Raw genomic sequence first — 19,455 nt, forward strand, 5'->3', positions numbered from 1 at the left:
CGCCTTTCCAGGGCGATGCCCTTCGCTGAGTTAGGTCGGCCCGTTGGGCCTCCAGACGATTCGGAGGCGAGAGGCTTCAGTGCTGAGAATCGTTCCATGGTCCATCCTTGGCCGGCAGGGAGAACGGTTTGCCGGACACCGTCATGCTGATTGTGCCATCCCGAAAGCTCAGATGGGTTGCCCGCTCGAACACCCGCTCCCCTTCTTGCTTGCGAAACCCGAACCCCGACCAGACGTACCTCGAGAGCGCCGTCTTGCCATTGAGGGTGGTTTCAAGCGTGTAGAGTTGCTGTCGGCCCTTGGCGTCGGGTTCGCCGAAGCAGAAGTCCTTGAGCGGCCTCCCGAGCGAAGATCCCATCCAAAGCTTGTCGATCCTAAGCCCGTCGAACTGATACACGAACAGCGTCGTGTGGGGTTTGGGGTGGTTGTGGGTCGCCTTGACGATGCCGATCGCGAGGTCGGGACGACCGTTGCCGTCGGCGTCGGCAACCTCCAGCCTCCAAGGTCGCCATTCCTGCTTGGCGGCTTCCGCCACCTTCTTGTCGTCGCGAAAGATCTGGAGCGGCCTGGCGGCGCCTGGGACTAGCGCAGCCCGGAAGCCAACCCCTCGACACGAGAAGTCAAAGCTCTGCTGGATCCAGATAGCGCATACGGCGAGCACACCGAACAGACGTCGCGGGCCCACGAACCGAACCATCAACGTGCCGTCCTGGGGCGAAAGGGCCTAGATCGCCAGACATGCCTGGCGTCGTTTCGCAGCCGCAGCGCCTTCGATCTCCAGAAGCCGCTGCTTGCGCCAGAGCCCGCCGCCATAGCCGCCCAGGGTTCCGTCAGTCCGGATGACCCGGTGGCATGGGATCAGGATGGCGATCCGGTTGTCGCCGTTGGCGGAGCCCACCGCCCGGATCGCGCCGGGGTTCCCGATCTTCGCGGCGAGCTCGGCATAGGAAAGGGTGCGGCCATAGGGAATCCGCAACAGCTCCCTCCAAGCAGATTCCTGAAATGGCGTGCCATCGATCACCAGCGGGACGCTGAACTCCCTCCTCTCACCTTCAAAATAGGCCTCCAACTCGGCGGCCGTTTGGTCGAGAAACTTGTGCTCTCCGGGGACGACCCGGCATCCAAGACGCGAGGAGAGCGTTCTCAACTGCGTTTCCAGCATCCGGCGATCCACGAACTCCAGGAGCGTCAGTCCGGCATCGGTGGCGATGGCGATCATCGGTCCCAGTGGCGTCTCGATCCACTTGGCTTGCGCCGGCGTCAGGCCGTTCGCCTTGCTCGGGATCGCCCCCAGAATTCGCTGAAAGGCATCACGGAAGCCGCTGTCCGAGCTATATCCGGTCTGAATCGCCGCCTCCACGGGATGCGCTCCGTTCCGAATCTCGCTGAGGGCCATTCCCATCCTGCGCGCGCGCTGATAAGCGTGAAAGGTCATCCCGAAGCGCTTTAGGAACGTGCGCCGGACCGTGGCGGGCTCAAGCCCCATGTCGCGAAGGTTCTGGTCCTTGAGCCGAACGTGAGGCGAGGCATCGATCCGCGCCCTCAGGACCTCGATCCATGCGGGCGGCTCCGCGCCCATGTCCAGCGGACGGCAACGCTTGCAGGGGCGGTAGCCGGCCTCCAGAGCTTCCTTTGCCGAGGCGAAGAACTCGACGTTCTGGGCATAGGGGGTCCGTGCCGGACAAATTGGCCTGCAGAAGATCTTGGTGGTCTTGACCGCCTGGAAGTACAGCCCATCATACTCGTGGCTTCTTGCGCAAACGGCGGCATACAATTCCTCGAACGACGGGCGGCTCATGCGTTGAAGTTAGCGCGAAACCCGCCACCGTGGCAAGCGAAAAACGGACTTCAATGTCCACTTGCCCTCAAGCCGCGTCCAGCAACTCTTCGCGAAAGGCGGTCTGGCGGCAGAGCCTGTGGAGGATGGTGATCAAACGCGAGTCAAAGAGGTCGCCGGACATAGACTGAAGCGCCTCGAGGGCCTTTTCAACAGACAGCCCGGGCCGGTCAGAGCGTGCCCGCATCATGGCATCAAACGTGTCCACCATTCCCACAACCTGTCCCACGAGCGGGATTTCGTCCCCTTTGAGGCCTTTGGGATAGCCCGTGCCATTCCAACGTTCGTGGTGGGTACGCGCGATCACTTCGGCCATCTTGACAACGGGGCTGGCGCCGCCCGCAAGGATGCGCGCGCCAATGACCGTGTGTTCCTTCATGACCTCGAACTCCTCGGGCGTCAGGCTGCCTTCCGTTCATGCGCGATTTTGGAGGAGATCAGGCCCACCTTCTTGGTGTGGTCTTGAGAGGGGTGGTCTCGCAGTTCCGCTACGATGACGAGGCGCCGGTGCATGTCCCAGGCCGCCGTTTCGAGCAGGCGCACGTACTTCTGCACCTCGATTTGCTTCTGGGCGGCGACCTCTCTGAGCTTTGCTTCGAGCGCACTTGTCGAAAGGGCGCTTCGGACCCGAAACAGGATCTCCCAAGCGTCGCCAGGTACGGAGAACGCCTCGCTGGCGCCGAGAGTCAGGGCATGCTGCTTGGTCTCGGTGCTGGCCAGTTGCAGGCAAACGAGCAAGGGCGAGAATCGGGCTGGGGAGCTTTCGTCTCGGAGCGCCTTGATGCACCGCGTCTCGGCCAACCCGAGTGAGTCGGCCGTCAGAAGGACCACGTCGGGCGAGAGCGTCTGGGCCGTGGCGATCGCCGAGGAGATGTCTGTGGCCAGCGCGGCTTCGCCAAACCCTGCCCACTCGAAGAACCTGGGCGTCAGCGCCGTCTGCCCTTGCGAGGTGTTGACGATCAGCACCTTTCGCTTTGCGAACTCTTGCCCAAGGTGGGGAGCGTTTTCGCTGGTTAGGTCCATGACGTCCTTCTGTACTCCGCGTGAGGGGAACTTGCCCCAATACCTTTTTCGGCGGATTGTTGATCGTTTTAGAGACAAGCTTTTGAAGGTGCACAGATTACTGGAGTACTGTGATAATCCAAGCGCGATGGGCGCCAACCCAAGGTGAGTACACTTTGGTGTGTGAAGGTCAAGGTATCACACCCGTTGCCCATCTATGCCGAGGCCCTGGAGTGCCTCATTGAGAAGCGCGGCGGCCTCGAAGTGGCGGCCGGGCAATTGTCCCCAAACGAGCCAGCCGTGCGGGTTGCGGTGGACACCAGGCTCACGGCCGGCGACCTCGCCGAGCTGCAGAAGATCCGTCGTGCAGGGTCTGCGGTGCTCGTGCTTGCTGAAGGAAAGTCTCTGTCCACCGAGGTTGCGGCGGCCGCCGATGCGGTTGTCAGCCTCTCGTCGCCGACCGAGGAGTTCCTCGGCAAACTCTCGGCCCTCGGCGCCAGTCGGCGCGTGATCGGCGTGTCGGATCAAGGCGCCGGCTACTTTGAGGTGCGGCTCTCCTCCAACGAGCAGAAAGCCGCGCAATTCCTCGCTCGCGGCGCCTCGAATCAGGAGATCGCGGCCGCGATGGGCTGCAGCGAGCAGTCGGTGAAGAACTACATGCGCCAACTAATGAGGAAGCTGGGCTGCAAGAACCGGGTGCAGCTACTGCTCAAGTTGAGCCGAGCGGAGTAGGAGCAGTCGATTCGCCCGTAGCGAGGGTCTGTGCTGCGAAGCAATGGGGGTGCAGGGATTGCAGAGGCGTGGCCCGGCCATGCCACTAGCCATCCCACCGGCAAGGCTAAGTTCTTGCGAGCCTAGGCCCTTCCATCATTGGCCCGGAAAAAGGCAGTAGTCTAGGCCGCTATGCTTTCCTCACTTCTCCTTGCACTGCCGCTCGCGGCGCTGCGGCCGGCCGTCGATGGCCCTCACTGGTTCGAAGATCCTACCGTCAGCGGCAAGCGCATCTGCTTCGCCCTTGGCGGCGATTTGTGGGACGTTCCTCGCGAGGGTGGCGATGCCCGACGGCTCACAGCGAGTGTTGGCCAAGAGGGAGTTCCTTCGTACTCACCTGACGGAAATTGGATCGCCTTTTCTGGCCAATACGCTGGAAAAACCGACGTTTATGTGATGCCCGCTGAGGGCGGTGTTCCCAAACAGCTCACCTTTGGCCCTGCCGAGGATGAAGTGCTCGGCTGGAGTCCAGACGGAAAATCCGTTCTATTTGCGACGACGGAAGGTGGAATGCCCTTTACCCCTCGCCTCTACACCGTGCCGGCAGCGGGAGGCCAGCCTGAGGGATTGCCGTTTCCTCAAGGCACGATGGGCAGCTTCTCCCCGGACGGCAAGCAGATTGCTTACGTGCCCTATGGGCAGTTCCAGAAGGCTTGGAAGCGCTATCGGGGCGGACAAGCGTTTCCGATTTGGATATCCAAGCTAGAAGATTCCTCCTGGAAAGAGGTGCCTCGGAGGAACTGGAACGACAAGGCGCCGATGTGGGTCGGCAACCGGATCTATTACTTGAGCGATCGAACCGGCAAGTTCAACCTCTATTCCTGCGACACGTCGGGCGGATCTCAGCGCGAGCATGTCAAGAGCGCAGTGTTCGGGTTCACTTCGGCTACGGCGGGAGCAGACGCAATAGCGCTCTGCGAGCCCGGCTCGATCTCTCTTTTTGATTTGAAGTCCGGAAAAGCCAGCCCGGTTTCTATCACGGTGCGCGGGGACTTCCCGGAGGTTCGCGCCAAGTATGTGCCGATCTCTCAGGGCATCGCCGGCGCGGACGTCTCGCCGACCGGCAAGCGGGTGGCCTTTGAATCGCGAGGCGAGATCGTGACCGTGCCCGCCAGCAAAGGGGACGCTCGAAACCTGAGCAACAGCAGCTCCTCAGCTGAGCGGTCGCCGGCATGGTCGCCAGACGGCAAGTCCATCGCTTACTTCAGCGATGCCGGCGGTGAATACAAGATTGTGGTTCGACTGTCCGACGGATCTGGAGACTCCAAGACGATCGAGCCCGGTGGTGGCAAGGGGTTCTACCAGGGCCTGGCCTTTTCGCCGGACTCCAAGAAGCTCTCCTACTCGGATAATCGGGGCGCCCTTTGGGTTACCGAAGTCGAGAGTGGAAAGGCCACCAAGGTAGATGAGGCGCCGCTTTACCCGGTCACTTATGGCTATTCACCCTCCTGGTCACCCGATAGCAAATGGCTGGCCTTCAGCAGGATCATCGACAACTATCAACAGGCTGCCTTTGTGTATAGTCTTGAAAGCTCAAAGCTAACACAGATCACCGACGGCATGAGTGAAGCGTTTTCGCCGGCGTTCGACCGAAACGGGAAGTACCTCTATTTCCTGGCGAGCACCAACGCCAAATCCGCGCCCGGATGGCTCGACCTGACCGCGCTCGAGACTCCCAACCAGACCTACAGCGTCTACATGGCGCTTCTACAGAAGGAACTGCCTTCGCCGTTCCTCCCTGAGAGCGATGAAGAACCCGTCGCCGAAGCCAAGAAGCCGGAGAAAAAGGATGAGCCGTTCCGTATTGACCTCGAAGGGCTGAACCGGCGGGTGCTCAGCGTGCCGATGCCTTCGAGAGTCTATCGAGCCCTGGTTGCTGGCACAGAAGGCACGTTCTTCACCATAGATACGCCTCCTCAACCAAACGCAGCGCAGCCTGGCGGCCCGCCGACGATTCGCAAGTACGAGTTCAGCTCCAAGAAGGAGAGCGTGTTCTTTACCGGCGCCAACGGGTTTGTCATATCCCCCACGGGGGGGCACATGATGATCCTCGGGCCCGCCGGCCCGCAGCTGGTCTCTACCGCTGCGCCGGCTACGCCGGGACAGGGCGCCCTCGACGTCAGCGCCCAGGTCATCAAAGTGGATCCTCGGGCCGAATGGCGGCAGATCTTCCATGAGGCGGTGCGCTTGCAGCGCGACTATTTCTACGATCCCGGACACCACGGGGTAGACCTGGTTGCGCTTGAAAAGCGCTACGAGCCGTTCCTCGCCGGCCTCATGAGCCGGGCGGATTTGAACTCGCTCTTCGAAGACATGATGGGCGAGATCTGCGTTGGCCACATGTACATCGGCGGCGGCGACATCCCGGGAACCTCGGGCCCCGCAGTGGGCTTGCTCGGCGCGGACTTCAGCCAGGAAAACGGCCGATATCGGTTCTCAAAGGTCTACACTGGCGAAAGCTGGAACCCCGGTCTGCGTGGGCCCTTGGCGCATCCTGGAGTAAACGTCGAGGCTGGAGAATATCTCCTTGGTGTTGGAGGCAAGGAGCTCAAGGCTGGAGAGGATCTGTATCAGCTCTTCGAGGGCAAGGTCGGCAAGCAGGTCAGGATCAAAGTTGGCCCCAAGCCGGATGGAACCGACTCGCGCGAGGTCACCGTGGTACCGACAGGAAACGAGACGCAGCTTCGCGTGTTCGACTGGGTGGAAGGTAACCGGAGAAAGGTGGAGGAGCTAAGCGGTGGCCGACTGGGATATGTGTGGTTCCCGAACACGACGGTTCAGGGCTATACGTTCTTCAACCGGTACTACTACGCGCAGGTGAACAAGGAAGGCATGGTGTTGGACGAGCGCTACAACGGTGGCGGTTCGGTGGACGATTACTTCATCAACAACATCACCCGCCCGCACATGAGCTGGTGGATGACTCGATATGGCAAGGACTTCAGCAGCCCGCTGATGACGGTCTACGGACCGAAAGCTCTGATCATCAATCAGTATGCCGGCTCCGGAGGCGATTACTTCCCGTGGGCGTTCCGCAAGGCGAAACTGGGTCCGCTGGTGGGCAAACGAACCTGGGGCGGCTTGGTCGGCATCCTCGGATTCCCGGCCTTTGTAGACGGCGGCAGCATGACGTCGCCGAACCTCGCCTTCTACAGTCCTGATGGAGAGTGGGAGATTGAGAACTTCGGCACTGCGCCTGACATCGAGGTGGAATGGGATCCGGTGCTGTGGCGGCAGGGCCGCGACGCCCAGCTTGAGAAGGCGGTGGCCGAGGTCATGAACCAGCTCAAGTCCTACAAGAAGCCAACGCCCAAGCGGCCTCCGTTCAAGGACAACACCAAGATCGGCGGCGGGTAGGGCGCTCCATTGATGGCTCCTGAATAGCTAGGTACTTAAGCTCATCCCATAATCAATCTCGCAGGGCGAGGAACGCGAGTCTCCAGACTCGCACAAGGATGCCGAGTCTCCAGACTCGGCCAGGTTGCGGGCTCGAGGGATAGGTACTAGGATAAGGGGATGGGACCACTTGTGGGTTCCCATCCCCGTTTTCGTTCGGCTAATCTGGCAACCGTAGGTAGGATTGGGCTGAGGGTATTCACACATGTTTCTTGCGGTTGGTCTTGGGTTCGTTGTGTCTCTCTTTGTTGTCGCACCCAAGCCCCTTCACATCGAAGGAACCCAGGTCGTCGATTCCGGCGGCCGGCAAGTGGTACTTCGCGGGGTCAACGTGGCGTCCCTCGAGTGGTCGAGCGATGGCGAGGGCCACGTGCTGAAAACCATCGAGGTCGCCATCAAGGACTGGAAGGTTAACCATATCCGGCTGCCGATGAGCCAAGATCGCTGGTTTGGCAAGGCCCCGGAGCAGAAGGACGGCGGCAAATCCTATCGCAAGCTGGTGGACGAATGCGTCCAGCTTTGTTCCAAGAATGGGGTCTATATCATGCTGGACCTGCATTGGAACAGCCCGAACGAATGGGGCAAGCACATCGGCCAGCACTTCATGCCGGATATGTTCAGCGTGGACTTCTGGAAAGACGTCGCGAAGGTCTACAAGAACCATCCGGCCGTGCTCTTCGACCTCTACAACGAGCCGCACGACACGACTTGGGAGATCTGGAAGAACGGCGGCACGATCGACGAAACGCGGGGCGTCGGTGCACGGCAAGGGAGGTTCACTCCGATCAAATACCAGACCCCCGGCATGCAGGCCCTGGTGAACACCGTGCGTGCGACCGGTGCAAGGAATCTATTGGTTGTCGGCGGCTTGGATTGGGCTTACGATCTCAAGGGGGTATTGGAGGGCTATGCGCTGACAGACCCGGGGGTCACGGATGCCCCTCGCCGGCACGGAACCGGCGGCTACGATGGGTTTGGCGACCTGCGCCGGCACGGAACCGGCGGCTACGCTGGGTTTGGCGACCTGCGCCGGCACGGAACCGGCGGCTACGGGGATTCTCCTACTCGCTCCTCAGACCTCGGACCTCAGACCTCACACCTACCCGGCAACGGCATCCTCTATGTCTGCCACAACTACCCGTTCAAAGGCGACACGTTCGAGACCTGGCTGGGCAAGATGAAGCGCTACACCGAGAAACTGCCGGTGATCATGAGCGAGTTCGGCGCTCAAAACCTCGGGAAGGCGATCAACGATCCGAACCCCTGGGTGGCGAACGTCCTGAGAGCCTGCAAGGAGAACGGCTGGATGTGGACGGCCTGGGACCTTCATCCCGCCGCCGGTCCGACGCTGATTTCCGACTGGAACTACACGCCCACGCCGAGCTTCGGGAAACTCGTCAAGGAGGCGTTGGCGAAGAAGTGACCTACTTCCCCAACAGGTACACCAGCGCCTCTTCCATCCTGTTGCGCCAGGCCGTCCAGTTGTGCCCTTCGTGCGTGGCCTTGCTGCCGAACTTCCGCCCCAGATTATTCAGCGACTTCACGCACCGCTCGTTGGCGGCGGTCAGGTCTCCCTCATAGCTTCCCCAGCAGATCCAGAGCCTGAGGCTCGGCGCAAGCTGCTTGAGCTTGGCCTCTGAGCCGGTTTCGCTGAAGTCCTCCGTCGATGCCTTGAGGAAGGCGCCTGATTGGGAATGAACGCCACCGGCCACCTTGTCCGGAAATTCCTCTGCCAACCTCAGCGAAATCAGGCCGCCCATGCTTGAGCCGCCGACGTAGAGGTCTTCGGGCTTGTTGCTAGCGCCTGTGAGCGCTCGGACCGCAGGGAGGATCTCGTTGAAGAGCGTGTCGGCGTAGCCCTTCCAGCCCGATCCATACTCCTTCCAGCGGTCGACCGGCGGAACCAGAACGATCACCACCGGCTTGATCTTCTTGGCTTCGACCAGGTTCTGGACGACGTTTTGGATCTTGCCGTACTTCTCGTAGTTCGGCCCGTCGCCGTAGAGCAGGATCGGAAGGCCCTTGGGGCTGTCGGGGGAGAAGATGGTGATTTCGCGGCTGGGTAGCTTGATCGAAGACCGGTTGAGCGGCTTCTTGGGAGCGCCCTCGTTGGTCGTGGCTTTGTACTTGGGGCCCTCCCAGATGCTGTTCTGGCCACCGACGCCGTTGTCGCCCTTCTTGGGGTTGGCGGGGTCGAGCCACCACTGCTGATCGACCGTGAACTTGTATTCGAACCGGGCATCGTCGGGAATGTCGAAAGTGATGGTCCAGTCGGATCCGCTCTTCGTCATCGGCTTAGGCTCGGCCCAACCGGTCAGGTCGCCCACGAAGAACACCTCTTTGGCTGCGGGCGCGGTGAGCTTGATCGTGACGGGGTTGGGGGCCAGAAATGCGGCGGCGATGAGCGCGGCGATCATGGCCCGAGTATACGGCCCGGTGCGCAAGGAGATGCTCCAACGGTCCCGGAGTTCGGTCCCGGTGTATGCTCGGTTCCGTGAAGTTCAGGCAGTTTGGAAGGCATGGGTTCGAGGTCTCGGAGATCGGCGTCGGAGCGTGGGCGATGGGCGGAGGATGGGGGCCGCAGGCGGAGGAGGACTCCTTTGGCTCGATGAACGCCGCGCTGGATGCGGGTGTCAACTTCGTGGATACGGCGGCGGTCTACGGCATGGGCCACGGAGAGCGGGTAGTGGCGAAGGCGCTCGCGGCGAGAGGCGGGAAGCGCCCGTTCGTCGCCACCAAGACACCTCCCAAGCTGCCGGGCACCTGGCCGCCCGCCAACTCCGAGGACTCCGAGGAGCGGTATTCCGAGGCGTACCTGCGCGAGAACCTTGCCGAACGCATGGAGAACCTGCAGACCGACAAGATCGACCTCTTGCAGCTTCACACCTGGACCCGCGCCTGGAACCGGGACCCCAAGCCGTACAAGCACCTGAGGAACCTCCAGAACGAGGGCAAAATCGGGCTGATTGGCGTCTCAACCCCCGAGCACGACCAGAATTCGGTGATCGATCTGATGCGCGGGGGATGGGTGGATTCGGTGCAGGTGATCTACAACATTTTTGAGCAGGAACCGGCCGCGGAGCTTCTCGACGTCGCCGGTGAGACGGGCACCGGAATCATCGTGCGCGTGGCGTTGAACGAGGGGTCCCTGACCGGGCGATTCACTCCTGACACCACCTTTCCGGAAGGCGACTTCCGGCGCGGCTACTTCGCCGGAGACCGTCTGGGGCGAGCGGTGGCCCGCGCCGAGAGAATCAGATCCGAGCTGGAGGGTTCGGGGTACACGATGGTCCAGGCGGCACTCAAGTTCGTACTGGCGCATCCGGCGGTGAGCACGGTGATCGTCGGGATGCGGAATAGGGAGCAAGCTCTGGCGAACTGCGCGGTCTCTGAATTACCAGATCTTCCAGAAGAACTGCTGGGCCGCCTCAAAACCCACTATTGGCGCCGGGGCATGTGGAACGGTGGGAAGTAGCCTATCGCGTGGTTCGCCAGCGCTTGATCGGGAGCCAAATGATCTCGGATCGCCCGACGATCTGCTCTTCGGTGACGAGGCCCCAGGCCCGGCCGTCGAAGGATTGCCCACGGTTGTCGCCCATCATCAGATAGTGCCCCGGTGGAATCGCGGCAGGCGGAGCGTCGGCCAGCTCCTTGGCGGTTCTGAGCTCCTGCTCATTGAGCTCGTCGACGTTCTTCCACATGAGGACCCACGGTTCGCCGTCGGCATGAGCGGGAGGATCGGGCAACGCACCGACCGCATATTTCTTGGCGATACCGGGAATCTGGAAGTTGCCCCGGCCCGTGGTGGCATCTAGACTGACGGGCACGAACTGCCCCTTTAGCGGCTCGTATTCGCCGGTGTAATGGACGAGCTTCCAATCGTACTCGTTGCTCCCTTTCCTAAAGGGCTCCTCGAACGCCTTTCCGTTGCGATACAGCACTCCGCCGCGTATCTCCACGACGTCTCCGGGAACCCCGATACAACGCTTGATGAAGTCCACTTTGGGCTGCCCATCGGTGTCGAGTTGGGATTGGGAGCAGGCATACGCGGGCGGGCGGAAGACCACGATGTCCTTGCACTGCGGGTGGGTGTAGCGATAGACGGCCTTGTTGGCGACGATAAAGTCGTTCACCAAGAGCGTGTCCACCATCGAGGGCGAGGGAATTTGGAACGCCTGGATGCCGAACGGCCGAATGACCATGAACACCACGACGCCGGCATAGACGATGGCGTCGAGCGTCTCATTGAAGAAGCGCCTCGCCTTGTAGCCGCCGGTGCGCATGTGCGGTGGCGTCTTGGCAAGCCCAGGCGCCAACGCGAGGCGCAGGACTGTGCACACGGCCACGAAAATGAAGACCTTGCTGAGTGGAGTTCGGGCGAGCGTGTCGATGATCGACACGCCGTCGCTTGGGCCACCTGTGGATTGGGCGAGCAGGAACTCCACGGGGTATTACCGTCGCTCGCGGATTCGTGCGGCCTTTCCAATCTTGTCGCGGAGGTAATAGAGCTTCGCGCGGCGAACCACTCCGTGCCGCAACACTTCGAACTTGGCAATGTTCGGCGAGTGCAGTGGGAAGCTTCTCTCTACGCCGACGCCGTTGCTGATCTTGCGGAGCACGATCGTCTTGGAGATGCCGCCACCCTTAACGGCGATGCAAAGGCCCTCGAAGACCTGCAGCCTCTCCTTGCCCGCTTCGCGCACCTTCACGTGGGCGCGGACCGTGTCGCCGGGCTGAAAATCGGGCAGATCCGACTTGATGTTCGGTTCGGCGACGCTGCGCAGGATGGCATCTCTGGACATGGTTGAAACTCCCAACAAGCAGGCGGGCGTGGTGCGTTCCCGTCTGGAGCCTAAAAGGATAGCATATCAGCGTCTCTCTTTTCCAACGTCGCGCGCCAAAACAGGTCGGGGCGGTTTTGCCGTGTCGTTCGAAGCGATTGAAGGCGTTTCCATGTCGCTGCGCCCCCGTGGTCGCCGGATCGGAGAACCTCAGGAATGGTGGCACCTTGAAAGGTCTCCGGGTGGGTGAATTGCGGCGCGCTGAGAAGGCCGTCGAAGAAGCTGTCCTGCTCCAGTGAACCCGAGCAGCCGAGCACTCCTGGAAGCAGCCGAACGACTGCGTCCGCAATGGTGAGCGCAGGCAGTTCGCCCCCGGTCAACACGTAGTCGCCCATTGAAAAGACGTGCGTGGCGAGAAGCTGCCGGATGCGGTCGTCGATTCCCTCATAGTGTCCGCAGAGCAGGACGATTTGGTCCGTTTGAGCCAGCTCGTGGGCGTCGGACTGCTGGAACAAAGGTCCCGTCGGATCGGGTAGGACGACGGCGACTCTCGATTTCGGATTTCGGATTACGGATTTCGGATTACGGATTGCGGATTGCGGATCGCGGATTGCGGATTGCGGACATGGGCTCCCCTCCCTTGTTTTTCGCGAAGCGGAAAATGAGGGAGGGGCTGGGGGAGGGAGACATACTGCCTCATCTTGATCTCCACCTTTCCATCCCTCCAAACTCCCCACAAGGCTCTCCACTGCGGCCCACACTGGCTCGCACTTCATCACCATGCCCGGCCCGCCGCCAAATGGGTCGTCATCGACCGTGCGGTGCTTGTCGTGGGTGAAGTCACGCGGGTTGACGGCGCCGAACGCCACCAGGCCGCTCTCCTCGGCGCGCTTCATCATGCTGTGCCGGATGGCGGGCAGCACCATCTCGGGAAACAGGGTGACGAAGTCGACGCGAAGCATGCACGAAAGGTACCTGGGCGCCGCCTTTCAGGCTCTACAGCAGGGCTTCGATCCGGCTCGCCAGTTCAAAGTCGTATGGCGAAAGCCCATTCACAGCGTGGGTGTTCATGCGGATCGCCACCTTGCGCCACGTTATCGTGATGTCCGGGTGGTGGTCCAGGTCCTCGGCGGCGTAGCCGACCTTGGCCGCAAAGTCTACGCCTTTCAGGTAGCTCTCGAACTCAAAGGTCTTGCTGAGCATTCCCTCCTTCACACTCCAACTCGGAAGCGAGGACAGCCCCTCGGCCACCTGCTCAGGCGATAGAAGGACGTAGGCGAGTTCCATGGCGGGATTGTACTGGAGCTGGAGACGGAGATTGATCGTCCTGGGTGCCAGGTGTAGGGTGCGGGGCACAAGGCCCTATGGCGGGAGCAGAACGCCTTTCCGCTCTTTGCCCGCAGAAGGCAGACTGAGAGTCTGCCCAACGGGCTCATCCTCATACACCCCCACTCATCCTCGTTCACCCTCATGCACCCTCCCTGCCAAATCCCTACACCTTGGTAGGGTTTCCAGAGGGGTCTCGGCGGGACGTCCCAGGTAAAATGCCCCATCCGCAGCCGATCGTCGCGCCTCCCCATGCGTTGACACTGGGCTTGCAAGGTAGACCGACAATGGCGTCACAGGCTCCTTCAAACGCACCCTTCGAAATGGAATTCACAGGCGAAACCCTCCGCAACCTCTCCACACCCGAACTGGTGGAGCTCAGCGTCCGGGATGGCGATCAACTCGCAGCGAACGGCGCCCTAGTTGCCCTCACCGGCAAATACACCGGGCGCACCCCCAAGGACAAGTACACCGTCCGCGAGCCCGGCAGCGAACCGAATGTCTGGTGGGACAACAACCAGGCCATGTCACCGGAGACCTTCGAGAGGCTCCTGAACAAAGCCAAAGCCCACATTGAAGGAAGGCGGCTCTTCGTGGTGGACACTTATGGCGGAGCGGACCCCGCGCACCGCATTGCGGCTCGGTTCATCGTCGAGCGTCCTTACCATGCCCTCTTCATCAAGCAGCTTCTCATCCGCCCCCACGAAGCTGAACTCGCCCTCTACGCGCCGGATTGGACGATCCTCGACCTTTGCACCCTCACTGCCGATCCCGAGAAGGATGGCACCCGCAGCGAGGCCGTGATCGCGCTCGATTTCTCCAGGAAGATGGTGCTGATCTTTGGCACTCACTATGCCGGCGAAATGAAGAAGAGCGTGTTCACGATCCTGAACTACCTTCTTCCGCTCAAAGGTGTGCTGTCGATGCACTGCTCGGCAAACATCGGGTCCAAGGGCGACACCGCGCTCTTCTTCGGCCTTTCGGGCACCGGCAAGACCACGCTCTCTGCCGACCCGGGCCGAAAGCTCATCGGCGACGACGAGCACGGCTGGACCGACGACGGCGTGTTCAACTTTGAGGGCGGATGCTATGCCAAATGCATCAAGCTGAGCAAAGAGGGCGAGCCCCAGATTTGGAACGCGGTCCGCTTCGGATCGGTGCTGGAGAACGTGGTGCTCGACGAGGGCCGGGTGCCAAATTACGACGATTGTTCGCTGACCGAAAACACACGCTGCGCCTATCCTGTGGACTTCATCGAGGGCGCCGTGATCCCGAGTGTTGGCGGCCATCCGAAGAACATCTGCTTCCTCACGTGCGATGCCTTCGGCGTTCTTCCACCGATCAGCAAACTCACGCCCGAACAGGCGATGTACCACTTCTTGAATGGCTACACCGCCAAGGTCGCCGGCACCGAGGCCGGAATTACCGAGCCGCAGGTCACCTTTTCAACCTGCTTCGGCGCGCCCTTCCTGCCGCTACGTCCGAGGGTCTATGCCGACCTGCTCGGAAAGAAGATCGAGCAGCACAAGACTCGCGTTTGGCTGATCAACACCGGTTGGACCGGCGGTCCCTACGGCGTCGGCAACCGCATGAAGCTGGCCTTCACGCGCGCCATGATCAAGGCTGCCTTCGACGGCAAGCTGGACAAGGTGAGCTACGTGAAGGACCCGGTGTTTGGGCTGAATGTGCCCACGGCATGCCCCGACGTGCCCGACCACATTCTATTGCCACGCGGCACCTGGAAGAGCGGCAAAGCCTACGACGCCAAGGCGCAAGAGCTTTTTGGCATGTTTGAAGCGAACTATAAGAAGTTCGCCTAGCTTTGGGTTGGCAAACACTCAAGCCTCCGCCCCTCTGGGGTGGAGGCTTGAGTTCGGGTTATTCAGCCCCTAAGCCTCCACCCCTGAAGGGGCGGAGGCATTCCTTGCATCCTTTGGGTGTCAAGTTCGAGCAACTTTGGGCCGCAATCGGAGCCAAATCGTCGTAGAATGCCAGTAGGGGAACCCTCTGATGGCGCGCCCGACTTTTCTCTTCATCCTCGCGGGAGACGACCCTTGGCTCCAAGTCCGCATAACCAAGGATCTCGACGTGACACTGGCCGTCGAGCAGCGTCGCGCCGGCAAGCCACTCAAGATCGTTTACGTCGAAGAGGTCCGAACGACGCTTGACGCCCTGCGCAGGGCCAGCAAGCTGTCGAGAATGTCCGGGCGACGGCTTGCCGAATTGGTGTCCACCCAAAACCCCGAGTGGAGGAACCTGGTGCCGGCGGCGGAATGGGTGGGGCCGTCAGGGGGTCCGCTGGATGATTTCTATGGCGGCTGGCCAGGCGAGGATTGGGGCGATGCGGCGGGCGGTGTTCCGGCCAGAGTGCCTGTTGGCCCGCGAGGGCCGAGGCTTGCTGCAGCGGCGAAGGAAATCCCAGAGTTTTGAATCAGAGTCAGGGCACGATCTGGGCCAGCAGCGCACGATGATCGGAGCCTGAAGCAGGAGAAACGGAGCAGCTCCTTACGAGAGAGGTGCCGCGGACCCATACATAGTCGAGGCGCGTGAGAGGAAGGGAAGATGGGATCGTCAACCCAAATCCCGCTCCGGCTTCACGGAAGGCGTCCTTGAACTCTGAAGAGAGCTTCTGATACACGCGCCCTTGCGGCGGGCCGTTGAAGTCGCCACACAGGATAACGGGCGTCTTTGGGTCGATCTTGGCGGTCTCCGCGATCATGCTCTCTGCCTGCGCCAGCCGAATCCGTCCGCAAACCCTAAGGTGGTCCGGCAGCTTGCCGATTTCACCTAACAGAAACCGATCCCAGTGGACGGGGTTGAGGTGCGTCGAGGCGACGACCAGCGTCTTGCCCTGCCAGTCAATCTCTGCAAAGAGCGCCCAGCGATGGGTTGGTGTTTGGTAGTCGGTGGTCCACTGCCGTCGAACGCCCCACCGGCTGGCAATGGCCAGGTTTTCGAACGTGGCGAGCCTCCCAGGAAGGGCGAGGAGGATCGGTTTGGACTTTGGCGACCAGGTTCTAAGGAACTTGGCCTCTTGAAAGGCGCAGATGTCCGGGTCCGTTTCGCGTATGAGGTGCGCGATGCGCTCAGGGTCTTCGTTGCCTTCTTTGAGGTTGAAGGTGAGAACGCGGACCGAGGCGGCCTCATCGGCGTTGGAATCTGTTCTGGCGCCGCGCCAGCAGGGTCCACAAAGATGAAGGGCAAGCAGCAAGGAGGCCGAAGCAGCGCAGAGCACTTTCCATCTTCGCCTCCAGGCGGCAAAGCATACAATTGCCATTGGGCCCAGCGTGAGCGGGCCCTGCGGCAGGTAGGTCACCAACATCGTGAACCAACCGTCTTCGGCCCCAAACGTCTCAAGAAGGTAGGCCAGCAAGGGAGCGGTTAGGATGAGGCCCGCAAGGATAGGCCCCATTCGTCGGGCGACACTTGGACGTCTGGACTCCCCAGCTCCCATGTCAGAAGAAACGGATTCGGAAGGACATCCGTGCCCAAGTAAAAAGGCCCCCACGTCAATTGACAAGAGGGCCTCTCTGGGACTTGTTCCGGAACTACCCAGACGGCGGTTTCGGAGTGCCTTTGCGGTCAAACGGAGGTTTGTCGTCGCCCCTTGGGATGGTTTCGTTACAGCCGCAGCCGATGGACGTCCAGGCCACTAAAACGGCGAGCGTGATCCAGCAGAGCGTTTTCATGTTCCTTGCCAAGGACGGCCCCAGAAGCCCCAGAGCTTCTCTCCGACCGAGCATCTTGCGTTGTACGACCAATCTTCAGGCACAAACATCTGCGGACCGACTTTGCCAGCGTGGCCGTCAGAGAATCCGACCGTCAGGCGCTTGGCGGGATACACGAACGTCGCATCCCAGACTTCGTTCCACCAGCTCCAATAGTTCTGGGGGTTCTTGTAGGGCCAGGCAGCGTACCAGCCGAGGAAGCGCATCCAGCCGACGTTGGTCTTGCCGCCCCAAACGGTGGGCATGATCGCAGCGCGTTCTGCGGGCGGATCGATCGACGTCAGGCTTCGTGGCTGTGCATCGGCGTCTGCCGTTGAGCCGTATGGGTTGAAGCAGTCGGTTCCGCCGTACATCGCCGCGTAGCCGTCGTGGTTGATGCCGAGGTTGTTGAACCATGCCCAGGTGTACACGGTGCCGTCATCGGGATCGGTAAACGTGTCGTCCAGGTTTTTCGACCGCACGCCGTCCCAATAGATCGGGCGGCTCTTGCAGTAGGGGTAGGTTAGGCCAACCCAGGTGTCTTCCCGGGCGTACTGGTTCGGGCCTGGAGGATAAACGCGCACCGCCAGATCGTCGTAGTCGCTCGAATACATCATCAACGCGAGGTTGATCTGCTTCAAGTTGGAGATCGTGACGATCGCCTTGGCCGCCGCCTTCGCCTGGGCAAAGACCGGGAACAGGATCGAGGCCAAAATCGCGATGATGGCGATCACGACCAGAAGCTCGATGAGCGTAAATGCTTTCTTCAACAAAGGTCACCTCCGTTACGGTGGTACTGACTGGATGCCTTTAGAGCCTCGAAAAGTTCTGCCCGTTGGGCAGCGCCAGACCAAAGTCCACCTTCCTTTCGCGTTCTCAAAGCTTGATTTAGGTTACATCAAGTTTCGCGCCATCGGTTGCCAGTTGTGGCGAAGTTTGGAGAGAAGGGCGTTGGGGCATTGGGGCGTTAGGGCATTGGGCGAAGCGCGATGGATCACCTCGCCCCAATGGGGAGAGGTCTGTGAGCGTAGCGAACTGGGGTGAGGGGGCGGCACCGATACTGCAAAACCGGCGCCAGGTCGCCGCACTCCAAAGTCAGTCGCCGTCGTTCTTGCTGCTGGGGCGGGTGCGCATTTCGGCCCAGGTGCGGAGTTCCTCGATCTCAGAGTCCATCATCACGGAGAGGGGAACCGTGGCCCCGGCTTCGGTCTTCAGGTCCTCGGTGGTGATGTCGCGCTTGGCATCATAGGCTGTGTAGAGCGAGCTCACGACCACCTGCTCGATCTCAGCGCCTGAGAATCCCTTGGTGGTTTTCGCCAGTTCTGAGAGCTTGAACTTAGAAACATCGCGCTTTCGCTTTTTGAGATGGATCTTGAAGATCTGCTCCCGCTCCTTTGCGTCGGGGAGGTCGACGAAGAATATCTCGTCGAATCGCCCCTTGCGGAGCATTTCGGGGGGAAGCTTGGTCACGTCGTTGGCTGTGGCGATCAGGAACACAGGCTTCGTTTTCTCCTGCATCCACGTGAGAAACGTGGAGAAAACGCGCGCCGTCGTGCCGGAATCGCTAACCCCCGAACCCCCGATTCCAGAGAAGCCTTTCTCCAGTTCATCGGCCCAGAGGATGCAGGGCGCAACGGATTCGGCGATGCGGATCGCCCTGCGCATGTTTTCCTCGCTTTGGCCCACCAGGCTTCCGAAGATTCGGCCGACGTCCATTTTGAGCATCGGCAGGTTCCAGTTCGCCGCGATCGCCTTGGCCACCAGCGACTTGCCGCAGCCTTGTACCCCGAGGAGCAGCACGCCCTTTGGCGCAGGAATGCCGAACTCCTTGGCCTTGTCGGTGAAGGCCTCCTTGCGCCGGCCCAGCCATTCCTTCAGAAGCTCCAGTCCGCCAACGTCTTCGAGCTTGTTCTCGGCGGGGTAGTACTCCAGCAGCCCCGATTTGCGCACGATCTGCTTCTTCTCTTCGAGGATGGCCTCCATGTCGAAGCGCCTCTTGCTGACCAGGCTGAGCGCGAAAACGTTTTCGATCTCGTCGCGCGTGAGTCCCTGGCTCGACTTGACGATGAGCTCGCGCTCCTGCTTCTTAAGCTTGGTGTCGAGCTTTGGGTCGTCCTTGACCGCTTCGATGACCTTGCTGAGCACTTCGTCGATGTCCTCGGCGTTGGGCAGCGGGAACTCGAGTACCGTCACATCTTTTTCAAGCTCGACCGGGAGATTCAGCGTGGGCGCCAGCAGGATCAAAGTCTGGGCGCGGGTGCGCAGTCGGAAGGAAAGGTCGCGCAGCAGGCGCACGACGCGGTAGTCCTTGAGGAAGGCGTGGTAGTCGCGGAGGAGAAAAACCGTGCGTTCGGGCGCCTCGTGGATGAGTGCGAGCGCTTCGAGTTCGCCGGAAAGCGCCGAGGGCTTGTCGGGCCCGCTGGTGCGCTGCACCTGAGGGCGCATGCCCTGGGTGACCGACCATGTGTGCAGTTTGCGGCCGAGGTCCGTGCAGATTTTGGTGACGGCCTCCTCGACCCTTCGCTCTTCCCAAGAGACAACGTAGAGGATCGGGTACTTGGCCCGAATCAAAACCTCGATCTGCCCGGCTTCGTCCATGCGGGTTGAAGGGTACCTGGGGGGAGCATGGAGGCAA

Annotated in this window: 19 protein-coding genes; 6 read left to right on the forward strand and 13 right to left on the reverse strand. The window is 61.1% G+C overall.

Annotated elements, in window-relative coordinates:
- Window positions 1-76: 76 nt before the first annotated feature.
- From HZC36_00845 to HZC36_00860, 4 genes are all read right to left on the reverse strand, one after another.
- Window positions 77-697, reverse strand: a complete 621-nt coding sequence (locus HZC36_00845) for a hypothetical protein (protein ID MBI5705517.1) — start codon at window positions 695-697, stop codon at window positions 77-79.
- A gap of 27 nt (window positions 698-724) precedes the next feature.
- Complete coding sequence (locus tag HZC36_00850) at window positions 725-1,798, reverse strand: bifunctional transcriptional activator/DNA repair protein Ada (protein MBI5705518.1); 1,074 nt, start codon at window positions 1,796-1,798, stop codon at window positions 725-727.
- Between the two features lie 67 nt (window positions 1,799-1,865).
- Entirely contained in the window at window positions 1,866-2,216 is a 351-nt protein-coding gene (locus HZC36_00855) for an HD domain-containing protein (GenBank protein ID MBI5705519.1), read from the reverse strand.
- A 20-nt stretch (window positions 2,217-2,236) separates the two neighbouring features.
- The gene (locus HZC36_00860; protein ID MBI5705520.1) at window positions 2,237-2,860 is read right to left on the reverse strand and encodes a hypothetical protein; all 624 of its coding nucleotides are present in this window, start codon (window positions 2,858-2,860) and stop codon (window positions 2,237-2,239) included.
- A gap of 162 nt (window positions 2,861-3,022) precedes the next feature.
- On the opposite strand from HZC36_00860, the gene HZC36_00865 reads away from it, so the two are divergent.
- The 3 genes from HZC36_00865 (at window position 3,023) to HZC36_00875 (ending at window position 8,429) form a co-directional block, all read left to right on the forward strand.
- Window positions 3,023-3,571, forward strand: a complete 549-nt coding sequence (locus tag HZC36_00865; protein ID MBI5705521.1) for a helix-turn-helix transcriptional regulator — start codon at window positions 3,023-3,025, stop codon at window positions 3,569-3,571.
- Window positions 3,572-3,742: 171 nt separating this feature from the next.
- A complete protein-coding gene (locus HZC36_00870; GenBank protein MBI5705522.1) occupies window positions 3,743-6,967 on the forward strand; it encodes a PD40 domain-containing protein in 3,225 nt (1,074 codons plus the stop codon).
- 244 nt (window positions 6,968-7,211) lie between these two features.
- Window positions 7,212-8,429: a cellulase family glycosylhydrolase gene (locus HZC36_00875; GenBank protein MBI5705523.1), complete on the forward strand. Its 1,218-nt coding sequence runs from the start codon at window positions 7,212-7,214 to the stop codon at window positions 8,427-8,429.
- 1 nt (window position 8,430) lies between these two features.
- On the opposite strand, the gene HZC36_00880 is transcribed toward HZC36_00875, so the two are convergent.
- Window positions 8,431-9,423, reverse strand: coding sequence for a hypothetical protein (locus HZC36_00880; GenBank protein MBI5705524.1), 993 nt, complete (start codon window positions 9,421-9,423; stop codon window positions 8,431-8,433).
- Window positions 9,424-9,488: 65 nt separating this feature from the next.
- Between HZC36_00880 and HZC36_00885 the strand changes: the two genes are divergently transcribed.
- A complete protein-coding gene (locus HZC36_00885; protein ID MBI5705525.1) occupies window positions 9,489-10,481 on the forward strand; it encodes an aldo/keto reductase in 993 nt (330 codons plus the stop codon).
- A 1-nt stretch (window position 10,482) separates the two neighbouring features.
- Here the strand turns inward: HZC36_00885 and lepB are convergent, their stop codons facing one another.
- Genes lepB through HZC36_00905 form a run of 4 tightly spaced genes read right to left on the reverse strand, consistent with a single transcriptional unit; the run spans window position 10,483 to window position 13,074 of the window.
- Window positions 10,483-11,451, reverse strand: a complete 969-nt coding sequence (gene lepB, locus HZC36_00890) for a signal peptidase I (protein ID MBI5705526.1) — start codon at window positions 11,449-11,451, stop codon at window positions 10,483-10,485.
- A gap of 6 nt (window positions 11,452-11,457) precedes the next feature.
- The gene (gene rplS, locus HZC36_00895) at window positions 11,458-11,808 is read right to left on the reverse strand and encodes a 50S ribosomal protein L19 (protein MBI5705527.1); all 351 of its coding nucleotides are present in this window, start codon (window positions 11,806-11,808) and stop codon (window positions 11,458-11,460) included.
- A 50-nt stretch (window positions 11,809-11,858) separates the two neighbouring features.
- Window positions 11,859-12,749, reverse strand: coding sequence for a tRNA (guanosine(37)-N1)-methyltransferase TrmD (trmD, locus tag HZC36_00900; GenBank protein MBI5705528.1), 891 nt, complete (start codon window positions 12,747-12,749; stop codon window positions 11,859-11,861).
- Window positions 12,750-12,783: 34 nt separating this feature from the next.
- Window positions 12,784-13,074: a 4a-hydroxytetrahydrobiopterin dehydratase gene (locus HZC36_00905; GenBank protein MBI5705529.1), complete on the reverse strand. Its 291-nt coding sequence runs from the start codon at window positions 13,072-13,074 to the stop codon at window positions 12,784-12,786.
- A 362-nt stretch (window positions 13,075-13,436) separates the two neighbouring features.
- Between HZC36_00905 and pckA the strand changes: the two genes are divergently transcribed.
- Window positions 13,437-14,933, forward strand: a complete 1,497-nt coding sequence (gene pckA, locus HZC36_00910; protein ID MBI5705530.1) for a phosphoenolpyruvate carboxykinase (ATP) — start codon at window positions 13,437-13,439, stop codon at window positions 14,931-14,933.
- Between the two features lie 190 nt (window positions 14,934-15,123).
- Complete coding sequence (locus tag HZC36_00915) at window positions 15,124-15,543, forward strand: hypothetical protein (protein ID MBI5705531.1); 420 nt, start codon at window positions 15,124-15,126, stop codon at window positions 15,541-15,543.
- A 7-nt stretch (window positions 15,544-15,550) separates the two neighbouring features.
- On the opposite strand, the gene HZC36_00920 is transcribed toward HZC36_00915, so the two are convergent.
- The 4 genes from HZC36_00920 to HZC36_00935 all read right to left on the reverse strand — a co-directional run bounded on the left by HZC36_00920 (window position 15,551) and on the right by HZC36_00935 (window position 19,418).
- On the reverse strand, window positions 15,551-16,525 hold the full coding sequence (locus tag HZC36_00920) for an endonuclease/exonuclease/phosphatase family protein (protein MBI5705532.1): 975 nt from the start codon (window positions 16,523-16,525) through the stop codon (window positions 15,551-15,553).
- A 136-nt stretch (window positions 16,526-16,661) separates the two neighbouring features.
- A complete protein-coding gene (locus HZC36_00925) occupies window positions 16,662-16,802 on the reverse strand; it encodes a hypothetical protein (GenBank protein MBI5705533.1) in 141 nt (46 codons plus the stop codon).
- A complete protein-coding gene (locus HZC36_00930) occupies window positions 16,799-17,590 on the reverse strand; it encodes a prepilin-type N-terminal cleavage/methylation domain-containing protein (protein ID MBI5705534.1) in 792 nt (263 codons plus the stop codon). The genes HZC36_00925 and HZC36_00930 overlap by 4 nt, the downstream gene beginning before the upstream one ends.
- Before the next feature lie 325 nt (window positions 17,591-17,915).
- Complete coding sequence (locus tag HZC36_00935; GenBank protein MBI5705535.1) at window positions 17,916-19,418, reverse strand: AAA family ATPase; 1,503 nt, start codon at window positions 19,416-19,418, stop codon at window positions 17,916-17,918.
- Window positions 19,419-19,455 lie beyond the last annotated feature (37 nt).

The organism is Armatimonadota bacterium, from assembly GCA_016223145.1.
GTDB lineage: Bacteria > Armatimonadota > Fimbriimonadia > Fimbriimonadales > Fimbriimonadaceae > Nitrosymbiomonas.

Bases quoted from the DNA above. Each gene is read 5' to 3' on its own strand.
- HZC36_00845 (MBI5705517.1), bottom strand. From the start codon at position 697: ATGGTTCGGTTCGTGGGCCCGCGACGTCTGTTCGGTGTGCTCGCCGTA.
- HZC36_00850 (MBI5705518.1), bottom strand. From the start codon at position 1,798: ATGAGCCGCCCGTCGTTCGAGGAATTGTATGCCGCCGTTTGCGCAAGA.
- HZC36_00855 (MBI5705519.1), bottom strand. From the start codon at position 2,216: ATGAAGGAACACACGGTCATTGGCGCGCGCATCCTTGCGGGCGGCGCC.
- HZC36_00860 (MBI5705520.1), bottom strand. From the start codon at position 2,860: ATGGACCTAACCAGCGAAAACGCTCCCCACCTTGGGCAAGAGTTCGCA.
- HZC36_00870 (MBI5705522.1), top strand. From the start codon at position 3,743: ATGCTTTCCTCACTTCTCCTTGCACTGCCGCTCGCGGCGCTGCGGCCG.
- HZC36_00875 (MBI5705523.1), top strand. From the start codon at position 7,212: ATGTTTCTTGCGGTTGGTCTTGGGTTCGTTGTGTCTCTCTTTGTTGTC.
- HZC36_00880 (MBI5705524.1), bottom strand. From the start codon at position 9,423: ATGATCGCCGCGCTCATCGCCGCCGCATTTCTGGCCCCCAACCCCGTC.
- HZC36_00885 (MBI5705525.1), top strand. From the start codon at position 9,489: ATGCTCGGTTCCGTGAAGTTCAGGCAGTTTGGAAGGCATGGGTTCGAG.
- rplS (MBI5705527.1), bottom strand. From the start codon at position 11,808: ATGTCCAGAGATGCCATCCTGCGCAGCGTCGCCGAACCGAACATCAAG.
- trmD (MBI5705528.1), bottom strand. From the start codon at position 12,749: ATGCTTCGCGTCGACTTCGTCACCCTGTTTCCCGAGATGGTGCTGCCC.
- HZC36_00905 (MBI5705529.1), bottom strand. From the start codon at position 13,074: ATGGAACTCGCCTACGTCCTTCTATCGCCTGAGCAGGTGGCCGAGGGG.
- pckA (MBI5705530.1), top strand. From the start codon at position 13,437: ATGGAATTCACAGGCGAAACCCTCCGCAACCTCTCCACACCCGAACTG.
- HZC36_00915 (MBI5705531.1), top strand. From the start codon at position 15,124: ATGGCGCGCCCGACTTTTCTCTTCATCCTCGCGGGAGACGACCCTTGG.
- HZC36_00920 (MBI5705532.1), bottom strand. From the start codon at position 16,525: ATGGGGCCTATCCTTGCGGGCCTCATCCTAACCGCTCCCTTGCTGGCC.
- HZC36_00925 (MBI5705533.1), bottom strand. From the start codon at position 16,802: ATGAAAACGCTCTGCTGGATCACGCTCGCCGTTTTAGTGGCCTGGACG.
- HZC36_00935 (MBI5705535.1), bottom strand. From the start codon at position 19,418: ATGGACGAAGCCGGGCAGATCGAGGTTTTGATTCGGGCCAAGTACCCG.